Source organism: Providencia sp. 2024EL-00732 (assembly GCF_044006275.1).
GTDB lineage: Bacteria > Pseudomonadota > Gammaproteobacteria > Enterobacterales > Enterobacteriaceae > Providencia > Providencia huashanensis.
In genome coordinates this window covers 889,970-907,357 of sequence record NZ_JBIPDG010000001.1, presented here as the reverse complement: position 1 = coordinate 907,357, position 17,388 = coordinate 889,970, and the positions used below count along the sequence as shown (strand labels likewise).

15 protein-coding genes are annotated in these 17,388 nt (G+C 39.6%); 11 read left to right on the top strand and 4 right to left on the bottom strand.

The features are described from left to right. Nucleotides 1-30: 30 nt before the first annotated feature. Entirely contained in the window at nucleotides 31-2,355 is a 2,325-nt protein-coding gene (locus tag ACHB7C_RS04165) for an MlaD family protein (RefSeq protein ID WP_395346604.1), read from the bottom strand. Then, nucleotides 2,345-3,571: a membrane integrity lipid transport subunit YebS gene (gene yebS / locus ACHB7C_RS04160; protein WP_042843598.1), complete on the bottom strand. Its 1,227-nt coding sequence runs from the start codon at nucleotides 3,569-3,571 to the stop codon at nucleotides 2,345-2,347. Before yebS ends, ACHB7C_RS04165 begins: the two co-directional genes overlap by 11 nt. A gap of 132 nt (nucleotides 3,572-3,703) precedes the next feature. Here yebS and ACHB7C_RS04155 point away from each other — a divergent pair, with 132 nt between their 5' ends. The 7 genes from ACHB7C_RS04155 (at nucleotide 3,704) to ACHB7C_RS04125 (ending at nucleotide 11,283) form a co-directional block, all read left to right on the top strand. Next, nucleotides 3,704-4,186 carry a GAF domain-containing protein gene (locus tag ACHB7C_RS04155; RefSeq protein ID WP_042843599.1) on the top strand — a complete coding sequence of 161 codons (483 nt, stop codon included), beginning with the start codon at nucleotides 3,704-3,706 and terminating at the stop codon, nucleotides 4,184-4,186. 110 nt (nucleotides 4,187-4,296) lie between these two features. Continuing rightward, nucleotides 4,297-4,986 carry an RNA chaperone ProQ gene (gene proQ, locus ACHB7C_RS04150; RefSeq protein WP_042843600.1) on the top strand — a complete coding sequence of 230 codons (690 nt, stop codon included), beginning with the start codon at nucleotides 4,297-4,299 and terminating at the stop codon, nucleotides 4,984-4,986. Between the two features lie 19 nt (nucleotides 4,987-5,005). Further along, nucleotides 5,006-7,051 carry a carboxy terminal-processing peptidase gene (prc, locus tag ACHB7C_RS04145; protein ID WP_129465964.1) on the top strand — a complete coding sequence of 682 codons (2,046 nt, stop codon included), beginning with the start codon at nucleotides 5,006-5,008 and terminating at the stop codon, nucleotides 7,049-7,051. 232 nt (nucleotides 7,052-7,283) lie between these two features. Next, nucleotides 7,284-7,853 carry a cell envelope biogenesis protein TolA gene (locus ACHB7C_RS04140; protein WP_395346464.1) on the top strand — a complete coding sequence of 190 codons (570 nt, stop codon included), beginning with the start codon at nucleotides 7,284-7,286 and terminating at the stop codon, nucleotides 7,851-7,853. 340 nt (nucleotides 7,854-8,193) lie between these two features. Beyond that, nucleotides 8,194-9,075, top strand: coding sequence for a protease HtpX (gene htpX, locus ACHB7C_RS04135; RefSeq protein ID WP_042843603.1), 882 nt, complete (start codon nucleotides 8,194-8,196; stop codon nucleotides 9,073-9,075). 329 nt (nucleotides 9,076-9,404) lie between these two features. Next, nucleotides 9,405-10,787, top strand: coding sequence for a sodium:alanine symporter family protein (locus ACHB7C_RS04130; RefSeq protein ID WP_042843604.1), 1,383 nt, complete (start codon nucleotides 9,405-9,407; stop codon nucleotides 10,785-10,787). 217 nt (nucleotides 10,788-11,004) lie between these two features. Then, nucleotides 11,005-11,283, top strand: a complete 279-nt coding sequence (locus ACHB7C_RS04125; protein WP_042843605.1) for a hypothetical protein — start codon at nucleotides 11,005-11,007, stop codon at nucleotides 11,281-11,283. A 189-nt stretch (nucleotides 11,284-11,472) separates the two neighbouring features. Here the strand turns inward: ACHB7C_RS04125 and ACHB7C_RS04120 are convergent, their stop codons facing one another. After that, complete coding sequence (locus ACHB7C_RS04120; RefSeq protein ID WP_042843606.1) at nucleotides 11,473-11,694, bottom strand: DUF2594 family protein; 222 nt, start codon at nucleotides 11,692-11,694, stop codon at nucleotides 11,473-11,475. Between the two features lie 353 nt (nucleotides 11,695-12,047). Between ACHB7C_RS04120 and ACHB7C_RS04115 the strand changes: the two genes are divergently transcribed. The 4 genes from ACHB7C_RS04115 to ACHB7C_RS04100 all read left to right on the top strand — a co-directional run bounded on the left by ACHB7C_RS04115 (nucleotide 12,048) and on the right by ACHB7C_RS04100 (nucleotide 16,650). Continuing rightward, nucleotides 12,048-13,247, top strand: coding sequence for a sugar transporter (locus ACHB7C_RS04115; RefSeq protein ID WP_370661192.1), 1,200 nt, complete (start codon nucleotides 12,048-12,050; stop codon nucleotides 13,245-13,247). A gap of 140 nt (nucleotides 13,248-13,387) precedes the next feature. After that, complete coding sequence (locus ACHB7C_RS04110) at nucleotides 13,388-13,720, top strand: multidrug efflux SMR transporter (protein ID WP_042843608.1); 333 nt, start codon at nucleotides 13,388-13,390, stop codon at nucleotides 13,718-13,720. Nucleotides 13,721-13,768: 48 nt separating this feature from the next. Next, the gene (locus ACHB7C_RS04105; protein WP_042843609.1) at nucleotides 13,769-14,074 is read left to right on the top strand and encodes a DUF333 domain-containing protein; all 306 of its coding nucleotides are present in this window, start codon (nucleotides 13,769-13,771) and stop codon (nucleotides 14,072-14,074) included. Between the two features lie 293 nt (nucleotides 14,075-14,367). Further along, nucleotides 14,368-16,650 carry an FdhF/YdeP family oxidoreductase gene (locus tag ACHB7C_RS04100; RefSeq protein ID WP_042843610.1) on the top strand — a complete coding sequence of 761 codons (2,283 nt, stop codon included), beginning with the start codon at nucleotides 14,368-14,370 and terminating at the stop codon, nucleotides 16,648-16,650. Nucleotides 16,651-16,742: 92 nt separating this feature from the next. Here ACHB7C_RS04100 and dsbB read toward each other — a convergent pair whose 3' ends face one another. After that, entirely contained in the window at nucleotides 16,743-17,258 is a 516-nt protein-coding gene (gene dsbB / locus ACHB7C_RS04095) for a disulfide bond formation protein DsbB (protein WP_048607298.1), read from the bottom strand. Nucleotides 17,259-17,388 lie beyond the last annotated feature (130 nt).

Genomic DNA, 17,388 nt, shown 5'->3' with positions numbered 1-17,388 from the left:
TTATGTTACTTATATGCACCCTTGTAGTGTTTATTTTTTAGGTATTGATGTGCCCCAGTTTAAGTAATCACTAGGGGCTTCTAATTTTAGAATGAAATGCTGTTCCGGCTTGGCTTTCGGCGCTAAAGGCACTGTTGGCGGGGTGGCGAGAGTGATACCACCTCGGACAAACTGCTTGAATGTACCGCTTTTCATAACTCCACCAGCCAAACCAAAGGAGAAATTAAAGCCGGATGATTGCCAAAATTCAGTGTTATCACGTACTAAGTATTGATACTCCTTGCCAATACGTGTGGCAACATAAACGCGGTCGGAAAGCTCTCCCAAATATAAGCCTGTCACCACACCAACTTCCAGCCCTCTAAATAAAATCGGCGTACCCACCTGAACAGAACCAACATCAGTGGCATCAAGGTAAATGGTTAAACCATCTAAATAACGAGAGTCAGTTATATTGGCAGCTTGTAGTTCAAATTGATAACGGTTTTTATTACTACGTCCAGGCTCTGCACTAATATAAGGTTGTAATATACTGTCAAGGTTATTTAAGCCCGCGGGTGATAACTCAGGGGTTACAACAGCAAAGCGGCTCCCTAGTTTTGTGAATGTGCTGACATACTCTGGATAGAGAATAGCTCTCGCTTGTACCTCTCTTTTATCAGAGGACAGTTTTAACGACTCTATCTGACCAATGTTTATGCCTAAATAACGGATAGGCATGCCTTCAGAAAGTTTGGAGGCATCAAATGTTGTTAAGGTAACTACACTACCAATAGCCTTAGCAGATGTTTCATTAGGGTAAAGCATGTGTTGGCGTGCAGTATTCGCTGTGCCATTACCTATGTTGTCAAAGCTTATTGCTCCACTGATCGCACGGCTCAATGGGGCAGCTTGGACTGTTAAACCATTACTATTTAACTGAACTTTTGCTCCACCTTCAGCCCAAAAAACACTGTTATCAGTCAGTAAATGCCGATATTCACTTGAAATATATACATCAATGGAAAAACCGGATGTAGTGGGTTTAATGGTGGTAATTTTGCCTACTGCAAATTGACGATAAAGTACAACCGACCCGGCTTGTATATCTGGTAATGTCGCTGTATTAAGAGTAATTGTAGTTGGTGGAGATGACCCTAAAATACCGGCTTTCGCATTGTCATCACTGCGGTATAAAGGGAATTTCTCTGGTAATTTCCCTTGGCTTTGCCCCGCAATTAAGTGTATGCCGCCATCTAACCATTCTTGCGGTGTCGCGCCTTGGAACTGTAGTCCACCAAGCCCCAATTGGACATCAACACGGCTATTGGCGACAAATTTACTGTCTTCACGAATGAGGTGCTTAAACTCATCATATATGGCTATTTTAAAATTGACATTACCGGCGGATAGGTGACGTTGTAACACTTCACCGATTTGAATACCTTTATAAACAACAGGTTGCCCTTTGCTTACGCCATAGGTGTCATTGGCCCATAAGGCAAGAGTTAAAGGGGATTTACCTTCTTGTTCAGCAGCTTTGACAACGGCACGGCTAGATTGTAACACAAAACGTTGGCCTTCTTCCGCTTGGGGGCTGCCTTGCGGTGAGTCAAAAGTAATAGCGCCATTTATGACAGCAGAAAGGCTTTCCATTTTGATATTAGCACCGGATTTAAGGTCAAAACTACCTTGTAAGCCAGATACATTCCAAAATTGGCTGTCTTTACGAACGAGTTTGGCATAGTGTTTTTTGACCACCGCAGATATAGATACCCCTTGGTTATCCGGTAAAATGGTATAATCCGAGATATAACCCACGGGGACTTTTCGGTAATAAATGGGTGAGTTTTCGTTTAATGAACCTAAATCAGGTGCGGTTAAGTGGATTAGAAGTTCACCTTCGTCAATATTTAGTTGTGGTGGCGTGTCTTGTGCCACAAACGAGAATTGCTCTGTCCCAGTGCTTGGCAGCATTCCAATATAGTTACCGCCAACCAATGCATCAAGGCCGGAAACGCCCGCCAATGAGGCTTTAGGTGTAACTAACCAAAATTTTGTGCCTGAAGTTAACGCAGAGCGCATGTCTTTGTTAACACTGGCAGTAACAATAATGGATTTCATATTTTTGCTAATAGCAATTGATTGAACTAATCCAACCTCAACGCCTTGGTAGCGAATAGGTGTTCGATTTGCGACGACACCTGGGGCAGAAGAGAACTCAATCGTAATATCAGTTCCACGCTCAACCCAATGTTGGAAAAGAAGCCAACCAGCTATAAAAATCGCTACCAGCGGTAATAACCAGAAAGGGGAGATACGCCCTCGTTTGCGTAGTGTGGCTTCTGTAGCTTCTTCAGAAGGCTCATTTTGCAGGTTTTGATTTTCCATATGAATCCCATATTAAGCGGCTATCTAACCATTCAACAGCCATGATTGTTAGAATAACTGCTGTACCAAAGTAAAATGCGGCAGGGCCCATAGTAAAAGACATTAATTGATCACGGTTAACTAATGTCATCATTAAGGCAATGACGAATAAATCTAACATTGACCAGCGGCCTATCCATGAAACAAATTTTAGTAGTTTCATACGAAGAACAGGGTCGGTATTGCTTTTTAACTGTATAGAAAATAGTAATAATATCATGATGATAATCTTGATGAAGGGCACTAATATGCTGGCAATGAAGACAATAATGGCAATAGGCCAGTTACCCGAGTCAATTAAGGCTACAACACCAGAATAAATTGTGTCCTCCAAACGCTGCCCATTCAGATAAAAAACTGAAATGGGTAGCAGGTTAGCGGGAAACAATAACACCATGGCGGCAATTAGCGCAGCCCATGTTTTTTGTAAACTATAGGGGTTGCGAGATTGTAATGGCCGATGACAGCGCTGACACTTCCCTTGGGCGTTAGAAGGCCCTGTAAAGTGGCAAGCGGTGCAGGCCAACGCATGTGGTTGTTCCCCTTGGTCATCAATAGGGTAAAACCGACGCCATAGTTCGTCTAAATTCATGTGGATGAGGATCAATAAACTTAAAATAGCCATCGTGATAAAAGCAACTAAACCATTACCGATAAACACGCTGGCGTAATCTTGCATTTTAATTGCCGCTATACCGAGAGCGATTAAGTAAACATCTAACATAACCCATTCTTTGATGTGTTTCAGAACCAGTAAAATAGGGCGAAGGTTTAAATTTATTCGCTGACCAATAAGTAACATTAATATTAATATTGGCAATAATAGTGGAGCAGCTATCGCACAAAAAGCCACAATACTTGCTGTGAGCGGGTCACCTTGATGATTAATTAAGCGAACACCTTCTATTACATTGGCATTAATTTGACTTCCCAGCAGATGAATAGAAATTAGTGGTTGTAAAAAAGCGATCGGTGCTAGCATCAATAATGTGATAGACAATATGGATAACCGCTTGATTGACCATGACCGGCCATCATTGAGTTGACTAGAACAACGAGGGCAAATAACGACTTGTCGTAAGCTAAATCGCGGAGCGAGGATTTTTTGGTTGCAATGGCTACAACGCTGTAAAATCAAGTCAGTGTGGTTAATGTTGTTCATATTTACTCATTTTAGGGTTTCACTTAGATGTAATCTAGTGTAAAAAAATTTACCTCAAAGTGACAAATTGGTAACCTTAGAGTTACTCTTACAGATGTTTCATTAATTACTTGATTATTACTAAAAATAATTATGGATAAAAAGAAGTATTATCTTGAACTTTCAGATAATCTCTCTGCATTATTAGCAGGAGAATATGATTTAATTGCCACCTTAGCAAATACTTGTGCATTACTGTATGAGCGCTTAGAGGGGGTTAATTGGGCTGGATTTTACCTGAGTAATGGGCAAGAATTAGTATTAGGTCCGTTTCAAGGTAAAGTTGCATGTGTTCGAATACCCTTTGGTAAAGGGGTCTGTGGTACGGCTTTTAGTCACAACCAAATTCAGCGTATAGAAGATGTTCATGCATTCCCAGGTCATATCGCTTGTGATGCGGCAAGTAACGCTGAAATTGTGTTTCCTTTGGTGGTAAATGGGCAAATTATTGGGGTTTTAGATATCGACAGCCCAAATATTAGCCAATTCGACCAAGAGGATGAAAAAGGCTTAAAGCACCTTGTAAACCAGTTGTGTCAACATCTGGCAATGTGTTCTATGCCAAAATATTACTAAATATTGGTCAGTTAAATTAATAGTAACGTGGCAATTGTCAGCAACACGATTATAATGTCGGCTTGTTCATGCCCGTGAGGTTGGCAAAATCGTTGTTATCAGGAAATTTCATGGAAAATCAACCTAAGTTGAATAGTAGTAAAGAAGTTATCGCATTTCTAGCAGAGCGTTTTCCTCGCTGTTTTATCGCTGAAGGCGAAGCACGTCCGTTAAAAGTCGGAATTTTTCAAGATATCGTAGGGTGTTTAACTGAAGAAGACGGTATTAGCAAAACGCAATTACGTTCTGCGTTGCGTATGTATACCTCTAGCTGGCGTTATCTCTACGGTGTTAAAGAAGGCGCAAAACGCGTTGACCTAAATGGTGAAGACTGTGGTGAATTAGACGCAGAGCATATTGCTCATGCGCGTCAACAATTAGCTGAAGCTAAAGCTCGTGTTCAAGCGCAACGTGCTGAACAAAAAGCGCAAAAGCGCCCAGCAGCGAAAAAGCCGAGTGAAAAAAACACCCGTAGTCAAGATACCACTAAAGAGAAAGCGCCTCGCCGTCGCCCATCAGACAATAAAGAACGCTCGCAAACTACATCAGCTAAACCCCCCCGTCGTAATAACCCAGCCCCAGAACAGAATCTGAAATCAGTCACTGATATCAACACACTTCAAATTGGTCAATCATTGAAAGTGAAAGTGGGTACTAGTGTGATGGACGCCTCTGTGCTGGAAATTGCAAAAGACGGTGTTAGGGTTCAATTGCCAACTGGACTGGCAATGATTGTACGCGCGGAACATTTAAAGTTCTGATACGGAGGTCAATCAGGTCATGAACAAACTTCTTAAAATTGCACTTGTTGTCAGTTTGGCTACTTTCGGTAGTGCAATTGCTAATACTCAAGCAGTGGCTCCGGTCACTGCGGCTCAGTTACCTGTCTTAAAACAGAGCGCTCAGCACGGCACTGTGAGTGAAAGGGTCACATCAAGGTTCACTCGTTCACATTATCGTCAATTTGATTTAGACAAAGCGTTTTCTGGGAAAATATTTGACCGCTATCTCAATATGTTAGATTTCGGTCACAATGTTTTACTTCAATCCGACGTTGATCAGTATACCAAAGATAAAGGTAAAGTAGGTCAATGGCTTGAGGACGGCAAATTAGATACGTTTTATGACCTGTATAACCTATCGCAGGAACGGCGTTTTGAGCGTTTTAAATATGCATTAGCTCGCTTAGAACAACCTATTGATTTGAACGCGACGGATTCTATTGAAGTTGACCGCTCTAAGTCCCCTTGGCCTAAAGATAAACAAGAACTTGATCGTCTCTGGGACCAAAAAGTACGTTATGACTGGTTGAATTTAAAGCTTTCAGGTAAAGACGATAAAGAAATCAAAGAAAAACTGACCAAGCGATATAACTTTGCTTTGAGACGTCTAACGCAAGCACAAAGTGAAGACGTTTTCCAACTGATTATTAATTCATTTGCACGCGAAATTGATCCACATACGAGTTATCTTTCACCTCGTAATACTGAACAATTCAATTCTGAAATGAGTTTGTCATTGGAAGGAATTGGCGCGGTTTTACAGCAAGATGATGAAAATACGGTGATTAACTCCCTCGTGGCAGGTGGGCCTGCGGCGAAGAGCAAAGAGTTAAAAGTCGGTGATAAAATCATTGGTGTAGGGCAAACGGGCAAACCGATTGTGGATGTAGTTGGTTGGCGCCTTGATGACGTGGTTGCGTTAATTAAAGGGCCAAAAGGAAGTAAAGTTCGGTTAGAAGTTATTTCTGATACCAAAGGGGCGAAGCCTCATATCATCACCATCGTTCGGGAGCAAATCCGCCTTGAAGACCGTGCTGTAAAACTGACTATCAAACAGCAAGGCAAAGATAAAGTTGCTGTGTTAGATATTCCTGGTTTCTATGTTGGTTTAACTAATGATGTAAAAACACAACTGCAAAATATCGCGAAAGATAATGTTTCTGCGTTGGTCATTGATTTACGCGGAAATGGTGGTGGGGCATTAACTGAAGCTGTTGCTTTATCTGGTTTATTTATTCCAAAAGGCCCAGTGGTTCAAATTCGTGATAACAATGGTCAAGTTCGTCAAGATGTCGATGATGACGACGTTATTTACTATAAAGGCCCACTGGTTGTTTTAGTTGATCGTTTTAGTGCATCTGCATCTGAAATTTTTGCAGCAGCGATGCAGGATTATGGGCGTGCGTTAATCGTGGGCGAACCAACTTTTGGTAAAGGCACGGTACAACAACATCGTAGTTTAAGTCGTGTGTACGACCAAATGTTAAAGCCAGAATGGCCTTCATTGGGTTCAGTACAATATACCATCCAGAAGTTTTACCGTGTTAATGGTGGGAGTACACAGCGTAAGGGTGTGACACCTGATGTCGTGATGCCAACAGGTCAAGACCCTGCTGAAACAGGTGAAAGTTTTGAAGACAATGCATTGCCATGGGATAGCATTCCTCCAGCAAACTATGCACGTGTCGGTGATATTTCATCAGACTTATCGCCAATCAAAACTCAGCATCTAGCGCGGATTAGCCAAGACCCTGAATTCAATTATATCGATGAAGATATTGCGCGCTATAAAGCGCATAAAGAGAGTAAGAATCTAATTTCGCTTAATTATGCTGAGCGTCAAAAAGAAGATAATGAAATCGAAGCAACTAAACTTAAACGTATAAATGAACGAAATGTACGTGAAGGTAAGCCATTACTAAAATCAATTGATGACTTACCAAAGGATTATGAAGGCCCTGATCCGTACTTAGATGAAACGGTTAAAATGGCGATTGACTTGGCAAGTCAAAATACCAAGATGCTATCAGGTAATAATCAATAACTAAGTAAAGTTAAAGCTCATTTTAAATAACAGACCCCATACTTATCTATGATTTGTATGGGGTTTTCTTTTATTTAAAGTCATCGATGATGACTTAATGTCTGAGAAAAAGTTAAAACAGGTATTAGATAGTTTTTATCTCCTAAAATAATCGTGTCATTCTAGATTTCTTTACCTTTAATTAATTTATTCTAAACTTTTGATAAGGGTTCTTAATCAAAGAGGCAATACCATGGGTAAATTAGTTATAGGTTTAATCGCGGTTAGTATCATGATGGCTTCATCAATAAACACAGCAACAGCAAGAAACTACCCTTGTTCAGGGAGCAAAGGTGGGGTCGATCGCTGTGAAAGCGGTAAGTTCATTTGTAATGATGGCTCCACTAGCCGCTCAGAACAAGTGTGCACCACATCATTGAAAAATGATATTAACAGTAAAGCGGGTATTGCAGGAGCAACCATTGGCTCTGGTGTTACCAAGCAATCAAGTAAGCCCTCTATTTCTGATCCAGTAAAGGCAACGGGAGATAGAGCAAATAAAACGGTAAATGAAAAGGTGGCTAAAAAGAGTGATAAGGCATCAGATCCAGCAAAAGCGATAAAAGAAAAAGCAACTAAAGCCACCGATAAAGATTCGGCAAAAGCGATAAAAGAAAAAGCAACTAAAGCCACCGATAAAGATTCGGCAAAAGCGGTAAAAGAAAAAGCAACTAAAGCCACCGATAAAGATTCGGCAAAAGCGGTAAAAGAAAAAGCAACCAAAGCCATCTTAAGGTGGCTTTGTTTTTCTGAAATAGGCTAATAAAGACTGATATTTATCGATTTAGCGAATAAAGTTGCTGGAAATATAATTAAATGCACGAATAAATTTCCATACGTATAATAACCAGCATTATCATTTTAATATTGGAACAATTTAATGTGAGCTGGTTATAAATTGAGCCTTTAAAAACAATTGGTTAAATTTAATCATTCTTTATTGTGATTGAATAGAGAAAATAGTAACCCGTTTTAGTGGTTTCAATGTAAAGTTATGTTGTTTTTTAATATTTTGATGTTAATTGACTTGAAATAGTGTGAAAAAACCTTATTTATAAAGTAAATTCTACGTGATATTAGTTTTTACCAAGGAATACAAAAAAATGATGAGAATTGCTTTATTCTTACTCACAAACTTAGCCGTTATGTTTGTGTTTGGAATAATCTTAAGCTTAACCGGTATTAGAGGTAGTAGTGTCCAAGGCTTGATGATCATGGCGGGGTTATTTGGTTTTGGTGGTGCATTTATCTCACTGCTGATGTCTAAATGGATGGCTTTGAAATCAGTTGGTGGTGAGGTAATTGAAACTCCTCGCAACCAAACAGAGCAATGGTTAATGTCAACGGTAGAGCGCCAAGCACAACAAGTTGGTATCCAAATGCCACAGGTGGCTATTTACCATGCGCCGGATATCAATGCGTTCGCTACGGGAGCCCGTCGTGATGCTTCGTTAGTCGCAGTAAGTACTGGTTTATTAGAAAATATGAGCCGTGACGAAGCGGAAGCGGTTATTGCTCACGAAATTAGCCATATTGCGAACGGTGACATGGTAACAATGACCTTATTACAAGGGGTTGTGAATACTTTTGTTATCTTTATTTCACGTATTATCGCACAACTCGCGGCAGGCTTTATGTCAAACAGCGATAATGAAAGTGAAAGTAGTAACGGTAACCCTATGGTGTATTTCGCCGTTTCCATGGTGTTGGAAATTGTTTTTGGTATTTTAGCCAGCATTATCACTATGTGGTTCTCTCGTTATCGTGAATTCCATGCAGATGCCGGGTCGGCAAAACTAGTCGGGCGCGAAAAAATGATCGCCGCATTACAACGACTGAAAACGAGTTATGAGCCGCAAGAAGAAGGGCGCTTAATGGCATTTTGTATCAATGGCCGAGGAAAAGCATTTAGTGAATTGTTTTTATCTCACCCACCATTAGATAAACGAATCGAAGCACTGCGTTCAGGTGAGTATTTAAAATAGTCTAACTTAACTGTTTAGTCGAAATCTAAAAACTAAGCCCAGTAATCATTTTATTACTGGGCTTTTTTTATGGACAAAAGTCCTCTCACTTGTACCAAGAAAGCTGTTAATCAGTAAGAAATTTTAAGCTTAAGATTTATTCACAATTTAACTGTATCGGTAATTAAAACATATTAATCACAAGTGAGCTTTCTCACAATCTTGCATCGTAAGTGGTAATTTTTTAAATTTTTGTTCGCTTTTATTTCATTTTTAATCTTTATTAAATTGATGGTAATTTGTTTAATAAATGTTAATTAAAAAATAAGAGTGATTAACTTGGGGGTAAGATGGAGCTAATAACTACGTGGTTAAGTGAACTCAACGGGATAGTATGGGGCGTACCTATGCTAGTTGGGATTTTAGGCGTTGGCATATACATGCAAATTAGGCTCGCGTTCTTGCCAATAAGGAAAATAGGAACAGGTTTTAGATTATTATTTCAAAAAAACGAGTCACGCGGTGAAGGGCAAATATCGCCATTTAATGCTTTGATGACAGCATTGTCTGCAACAATTGGGACTGGGAATATTGCAGGGGTGGCAACTGCTGTTGTGATGGGAGGGCCTGGAGCACTCTTTTGGATGTGGATGACAGCGTTGGTTGGAATGGCAACTAAATACTCTGAAGCTGTACTTGCAGTTCGTTTTCGTGAAGTGGATAAATATGGGCAATATATTGGTGGCCCAATGTATTACATCAAAAATGGATTGGGGCCTAAATGGATTTGGTTAGGTACTCTATTTGCTTTTTTTGGTGCATGTGCAAGTTTTGGCATCGGTAATACGGTACAAGCTAACTCAGTGGCGGATGTACTAGAAAGTAACTTTGGAGTGCATAAGTGGTTAACAGCAGGGGTATTGGTTTTACTTGTTGGTGCAGTGTTGATTGGTGGATTACGCCGTATCTCTGATGTCGCTGGTAAGTTAGTACCATTTATGACTGTCGCTTATTTTGGTGCAGGGTTAATTGTACTTGGTATTTATTTTACGCAAATCCCTGCTGCAATTTCCTTAGTAGTGACGTCTGCGTTTAACCCTGTGGCGGCACAAGGTGGCTTTGCCGGTGCTGCTGTTTGGGCTGCGATTCGCTTTGGGGTTGCGAGAGGGGTTTTTTCCAATGAAGCAGGCTTAGGAAGTGCTCCTATTGCCCATGCTGCGGCGAAAACACAGAACCCTATTCGCCAAGGGCTAATTGCAATGCTTGGTACGTTTATTGATACTATTATTGTGTGTTCAGTCACTGGTTTGACGATCATTATCACTGGAGGGTGGTTGACTAGCCAGACAGGCGCAACGCTGACCGCTTTTTCATTTCAATCAGCAATACCGGGTGGGAATTATATTGTCGCTATTGCGTTAGCTGTTTTTGCATTTACCACCATTTTGGGGTGGAGTTTTTATGGTGAAAAATGTGTGCAGTATCTATTTGGATTAAGGGCTATCAAACCGTTTAGAGTGCTTTGGTTAATCGCTTTACCAATCGGTGCAACCCAATCACTTGATTTTGTCTGGTTATTGGCTGATACGCTAAATGCGATGATGGCAATCCCTAACTTAATTGCATTGTTGTTATTGAGCCCTGTAGTGTATCGATTAACTCGAGACCATATAAAAGATGTTAATGCGGATAGTATTGATATGGCTAAACAGTTATACGATAACAAATCATAAATACCCCCCGTAAAAAGCTTCACTTCGGTGAAGCTTCTTCATTAAATTAGTGTGTATCCTTACCCCTTTTTGGTTAATCATCTCTAAGTGCTTTCAATGGGTTTTATGTAAACCAAACTACGCAATAGGTTTAAATGCGCTATGCTAAGAATAGTTAATCAATTTTCACTTATGAAATATTATCTATTAACTTTTGACTTATTCACAAGGAGACCAAATGGATATTCTGGAAAAAACGTTGGTGTTTGGTAATGATTTTATGACAACGACAAATCCCGCACGACTAGTTGCATTTAAATTTGAAATCTACCGTTCTGAACAAGGTTTTTATCATAGGATCTATAAAGAGGTTGGGATGTCAGGAGCCAATCTTGGTCAATTGTTCAAAGTATGGGCCTTTGAAGAACAAAAATGTTGGGAAAAACAAACTTCAACTACAACACTCGATGAGTACGTGCAGTACTGCCAAGATATTTATAAGCGGAATAATGTTTAATTAATAAACTGTGTTGGTAGATAAAAAAAGCCCCCTTCATAGGGTCTGAAGGGGGAGCTAAATGAATAAAGAATGGTTTAATTCGAGAACTAAGATAGTTGATTTAAAAATTCAAAACTTAGTTATTTGTGCAGTTTAAACCACTCAATAGAATATATATCCTTAAAATAGCATTTATCGCTAAATAATCTATTGGCGATAGGCCGTTTTTATTTGTTCTAACGTGTTTTTATAGGTTTCTGCTTGTTTTTCATCTTCTATGAGTGCGATTTCACGTTGCATTTTGATTAAAATTTTACCTGCATCAGCTTGACCAATAGCTTTAAGCATATGAGTGAGTAAATTTTTTAAACAAGTTATCTCATCAGCTAAAGTATTCACGTCAGGATCAGTAGGGAAATGGTTTTTCATTAACAAGGTCCTTTAAAAATAAAAAATAATCGTGAGATTGTAGCATAAAAAGGAATGATATGTGCTTTCAGATAAATGAGCGTAATAGTTATTTGCTAAACAAGGGGAACCTATATACGTTAAGGGGGGATATAACAGGGAAACCTTCCTGTTTTTGTGCTCGCTGGCGGAAGCCTGACCTTTAAGCCCCACTGAAAGTTGTGATATAATTCACAAAAATGGGTTTTAGCTTAAATAAGAGCTGAATGGTTAATCAAACCCATATCGAATACTAATATCCTTTCGCGGCAACCTTCACAAGCTGTTAATCAGTTAGTGCATTTTACTTGTGGGAAATGAAGGCTAAGATGAATATGACTCAGGTTTCTAGAAGAACAGCGTGGATCCGCGTAGTCGCTCTTGCGGTTGCAGCGTTTGTTTTTAATACAACAGAATTTGTCCCAGTTGCACTACTTAGTGATATTGCACAAAGTTTTGACATGTCAGTCGCTCATACAGGGTTAATGATTACGATTTATGCTTGGGTCGTAGCATTGATGTCGTTACCCTTAATGTTATTAACCAGTAAAATTGAGCGTCGTAAATTATTAGCTTTTTTATTTGTCATTTTTATTGTTAGCCATATTATTTCAGGGTTTGCATGGAGCTTTGAAATACTAATTGGTGGGCGAATTGGCGTTGCTTTATCGCATGCGGTATTTTGGTCGATAACGGCTTCTTTAGCTATTCGTGTTGCACCAGCAGGCAAGAAGGCGCAAGCGTTGGGCTTATTAGCAACAGGTACCGCATTAGCAACTGTTTTAGGGCTACCAATTGGGCGTGTAATAGGGCAATTTTTAGGGTGGAGGGTCACCTTTTTATGTATTGGTGTTATTGCCTTATTTACCATGATAGTGTTAATACGTTTCCTACCTCGTTTACCGAGTGAACACTCCGGTTCGTTAAAAAGTGTCCCCGTCTTATTTAAACGTCCCGCACTGGTGGGGATGTTTGCGTTAACTGTTCTAGCTGTGACTGCTCATTTTACTGCTTACAGTTACATTGAACCTTTTGTCCGTGAAATCGCATTGCAAAGCCAAAATTTTGCGACATTATTGTTACTGATTTTTGGTGGGGCTGGCATTATCGGGAGTGTTATATTTAGTCGTTATAGTAGCAAGTTTTCGTTGTTTTTCTTACCAACAGCAATTGCCCTAATGACGGTGTGTTTATTATTGCTAATGCCTTTAGGCTCAGATGTCTGGTCGTTGATTATGCTATCCGTTTTCTGGGGTATCGCCATGATGTGTATCGGCTTAGGTCTACAGGTTAAAGTGATTGATTTATCTCCTGATGCAACTGACTTGGCAATGTCAATTTTCTCAGGGATTTTTAATATAGGTATTGGTGGCGGTGCGCTACTGGGGAACCTAGTTATTGTTCATATGGGGATGACTAATATTGGTTATATTGGCGGGTGTATTGGTATAATTACATTGATTTTGTGTATTTACTTATTTAAACGTTATAGTCAATCGCTGGAAGATAAAACTGCAGTTGCAACAAGCCATTAGTCAGTTTTGTAAGAAAATTTATAAAAATAACGCTCTGTCTTTCGTAAAGAAAGATGGGGCTTTTTATTGTTCATTATTTGTATGAATAAAAGGTATAGGGTAAATTTTACCGTTAATAATTTTAATAATAAGGAAAATGTATGAAAGGGCTGAGCTTTTTATTTATTTCTATTATCGCTGAGGTTATTGCTACGACAACGCTTAAGGCTTCAGATGGTTTTAGTCGTTTTTGGCCTTCTTTAGTGGTGGTGATTGGTTATGCGGTGTCTTTTTGGGGACTTTCGCAAGTAGTCAAAGTAATGCCATTAGGGATAGCTTATGCGATCTGGTCAGGGTTAGGGATTGTGTTAGTTTCTATTGCTGCAATTTATATTTACAACCAAAAGCTCGATTTACCTGCAATTATTGGTATGCTGTTTATTATAGTTGGTGTTTTAATCATCAATCTACTCTCAAAGAGTGGTACGCATTAATAAGTGCTACAAAATCATTATGTAGAGCGAGTGTTAGCGGAGAAAGAAATGAGACTTAGAATCAATTTGCGGTTACAAACGATAATGTCAATGGTTGCTGCTGGGGCATTCGTTTTCACTTTATCCGCCTGTAGCAGTTCTGGTGGAAATAAAACCGACCAAGCAGATACCGTAGCTGCAAATTATGCTCAACAAATTGTTAATTTGGGCCCAGGTGTACAAGAAGCTTGTGTTTCGGCTGGCGGTTTACCTGCACTTACTCTAGAGTTAAATGGAACTCAAACTGCGGTTTGTCAATTCGCCAATGGTAAACGTTGCGCTGCTGATATTATTCAATCCGGTGCTTGCATATAACTCATCTTTTTATGAAATGTATTAACCTCTTATTAATCGTTAATATGAGGTTGATTACTTATTAAATATTAAACATTAAATTCATAAAATAATTTTAATAATTATTTATTAGGTTTTATTTTTATTTTAAAACATTCATTTGTCCATCATCTAATTGCGAGCATCTATTTAAGTCCTTAATTTAATTATTGATATTTAATTTTTTAATTACTAGTATTAAATTGTAAAAGCAATTTAGATAATTATAAAAACGCAGATAAATACATGTTCTATTTATTAAAGAGTAATGACAAATGAAAAAGAAAATTGAAGAATACACTGGACCTGCCGCCGGTTGGGGGGCAGTTAAAGCTGTTGCAGAAGCATTGCGTGAACAAATGAAAGTGGGTCATGATATTATTGCAATGTTTGATATGAATAAGGTCGACGGCTTTGACTGTCCGGGGTGTGCGTGGCCAGATCCAGTACATACCGCTTCTTTCGATATCTGCGAAAATGGAGCCAAAGCCATTGCTTGGGAGGCCACATCAAAACGTACTACCCCCCATTTTTTTGAAAAACATACAGTAACTGAATTACTTGATTGGGATGATTTTCATTTAGAGAATGAAGGACGTTTAACGCACCCAATGAAATATAATTCATTAACAGATAAATATGAACCGGTCGAATGGGATGATGCATTTCAACAAATAGGAGAGCGTCTGCGGAGTTATTCTGATCCAAATACTGTTGAATTTTATACGTCAGGTAGAACTTCGAATGAAGCGGCATTTTTATATCAATTACTGGCCAGAGAATACGGAACAAATAATTTTCCTGACTGTTCAAATATGTGTCATGAGCCCACAAGTGTTGGGCTAGCTGCTTCGATAGGGGTTGGTAAAGCAACGGTATTATTAGAGGATTTTGATAAAGCGGATTTAATTATTTGTATCGGCCATAACCCTGGGACTAACCATCCACGAATGCTTAGTTCGTTACGTGAAGTTTCTAAACGGGGAGCTAAAATTATAGCGATTAATCCGTTAAGAGAACGTGGTCTTGAACGTTTTACATATCCGCAAGACGTAATAGAAATGCTGACATTAGAATCAACCCCACTTGCTGGTCATTATTATAAAGTGCGGATTGGGGGAGATACAGCTTTAATCAAAGGGGTCATGAAGCGGCTGATTGAGCGACATCAGGCGGCCATTGACTCAGGCGAAAAAGCGCTCCTAGATACCGAGTTTATATCAGCCCATACCGATGGGTATGAAACATTAAAAAATGATTTACTGACGACCAGTTGGGACGATATTTTAAGGGTATCAGGCTTATCGCATGAGTCTATTGATGAAATCGCAGACCTTTATATTGAAGCGAAAAGCACCATAATTTGCTATGGCATGGGGATAACTCAGCATCAGCATGGAACTAAAAACGTACAGCAATTAGTCAACTTATTGTTGCTGAAAGGTAATATTGGGCGAGAAGGCGCAGGGATTTGCCCACTAAGGGGGCACTCTAACGTACAGGGCGACCGTACGGTCGGGATCACAGAAAAACCATCTAAAAGTTTTCTTGATAAAATTGAACAGCGTTTTGGTTTTCGTCCTCCGAGTGAGTTCGGTCATGCTGCAGTTGCCAGTATGCAAGCGATTTATAATGGGAGTGCAAATGCATTAATCTGTATGGGGGGCAACTTGGCGGTTGCCATGCCTGATAAAGATGCCTGCTTTGAAGGCATGAAAAAGCTTGATTTGGCTGTGCATACTGCGACTAAACTTAACCGTTCTCATTTATTAACAGCCAAAAATACATTCATACTACCAGTGCTGGGGCGAAGTGAAATCGACAGGCAAAGTAGTGGAGTGCAATGCGTGACAGTGGAAGACTCAATGTCAATGGTACATGCCTCAAAGGGGTTATTAAAACCTTGTAGCCCTTATTTGAAATCTGAATGTGCCATTGTTGCAGGGATTGCCAAAGCGACAATACCGAATAGTAAAGTTGAATGGGATGCTTTCATTGGTAATTACGACCTGATCCGTGATGCAATGGAAGCAGTATTACCCGGTTTTGATAACTTTAACGCCCGCATCAAAATACCGGGAGGCTTTCACCTTACAAATGCGGCTTCTGAGCGGCGTTGGTTAACTAAATCAGGTAAAGCTAATTTCATTCCAACTGTTGGGGTGATTGAAGACCCTAATTCAGCGGTAAATAGTGAGCTAGTTCTTGCGACATTGCGCAGCCATGACCAGTATAATACGACCATATACGGGTTAAATGACCGCTATCGTGGGGTATTTGGGCAAAGGGATGTCGTTTTTATTAGCGGTGCTGAGGCGCAAAAACAGAAATTAAAAGCGGGGGATAAAGTTAACTTAATTGCGTTAGATAGCAACCAAAAACCGACTAAGCGCCGTTTAGATAATTTAACGGTGGTTATCTATGATATGGCTGACCGTTGCGTTGCGACTTATTTCCCTGAAGCCAATAATTTAATTTCATTGGATAGTTATGACCCGGAATGTGGGATACCTGCCTATAAAAATATCCCAATCAAATTAGAACACGTAATACAGTAATTATGTGTATTTATATTTATCAATCAGATTAAATGTAAGATATCCCCCCAGTTTGAAATTAAAGCTAGGGGGATACAATAAGAAGGTTTAAATCATTTTTTAGCAGGGAAGAATTGGCTAATGGCAACAATAATGGCGATAACAAAATAAACAGCAAAAATACCAATCAACCATTGAGGCATATCGAGCCCTAAAAATGCCCACTGCCTAACCGCGCAGTCACCCGTCGCTTCAAATACTGCTGGAACCCAAGTTTGCAATGGTAGCCAATCAGGGAAGTTCACAAAGAAATCACAAGATGCGAATGGAGAAGGATAGAGCTGGAGCATGGTATGTTCCCAAGAAAGCTCTAAGCCACGCCAAGCAGAATAAACCCAAATAATGATAGCAACCCAACGAATGATAATATTACGTGGTGCAATTGCGCCTATTAAGCCGGCAGCCATAACACCAAGTAATGCAACGCGTTCATAGATACACATTACACAGGGTTGTAGTTTCATCACATGTTGAAAATATAGAGCAGCACACTCGAGCATGAAGGCAGTAAAGGCCATCAATAGCCATGCACCTCTTCCTTGTGAGCAGTAGTTAAAAAATCTGAACATACTTAATATCCTAATTGAGTGATGCGCACATTTTGCCCTTATCAGACGGATAAAAAAAGCACTTAAAGTGAAATAATGCAATTTTAGATAGGGTTTTACGCAAAATTACAAATGAGCCGTATTTGCATAC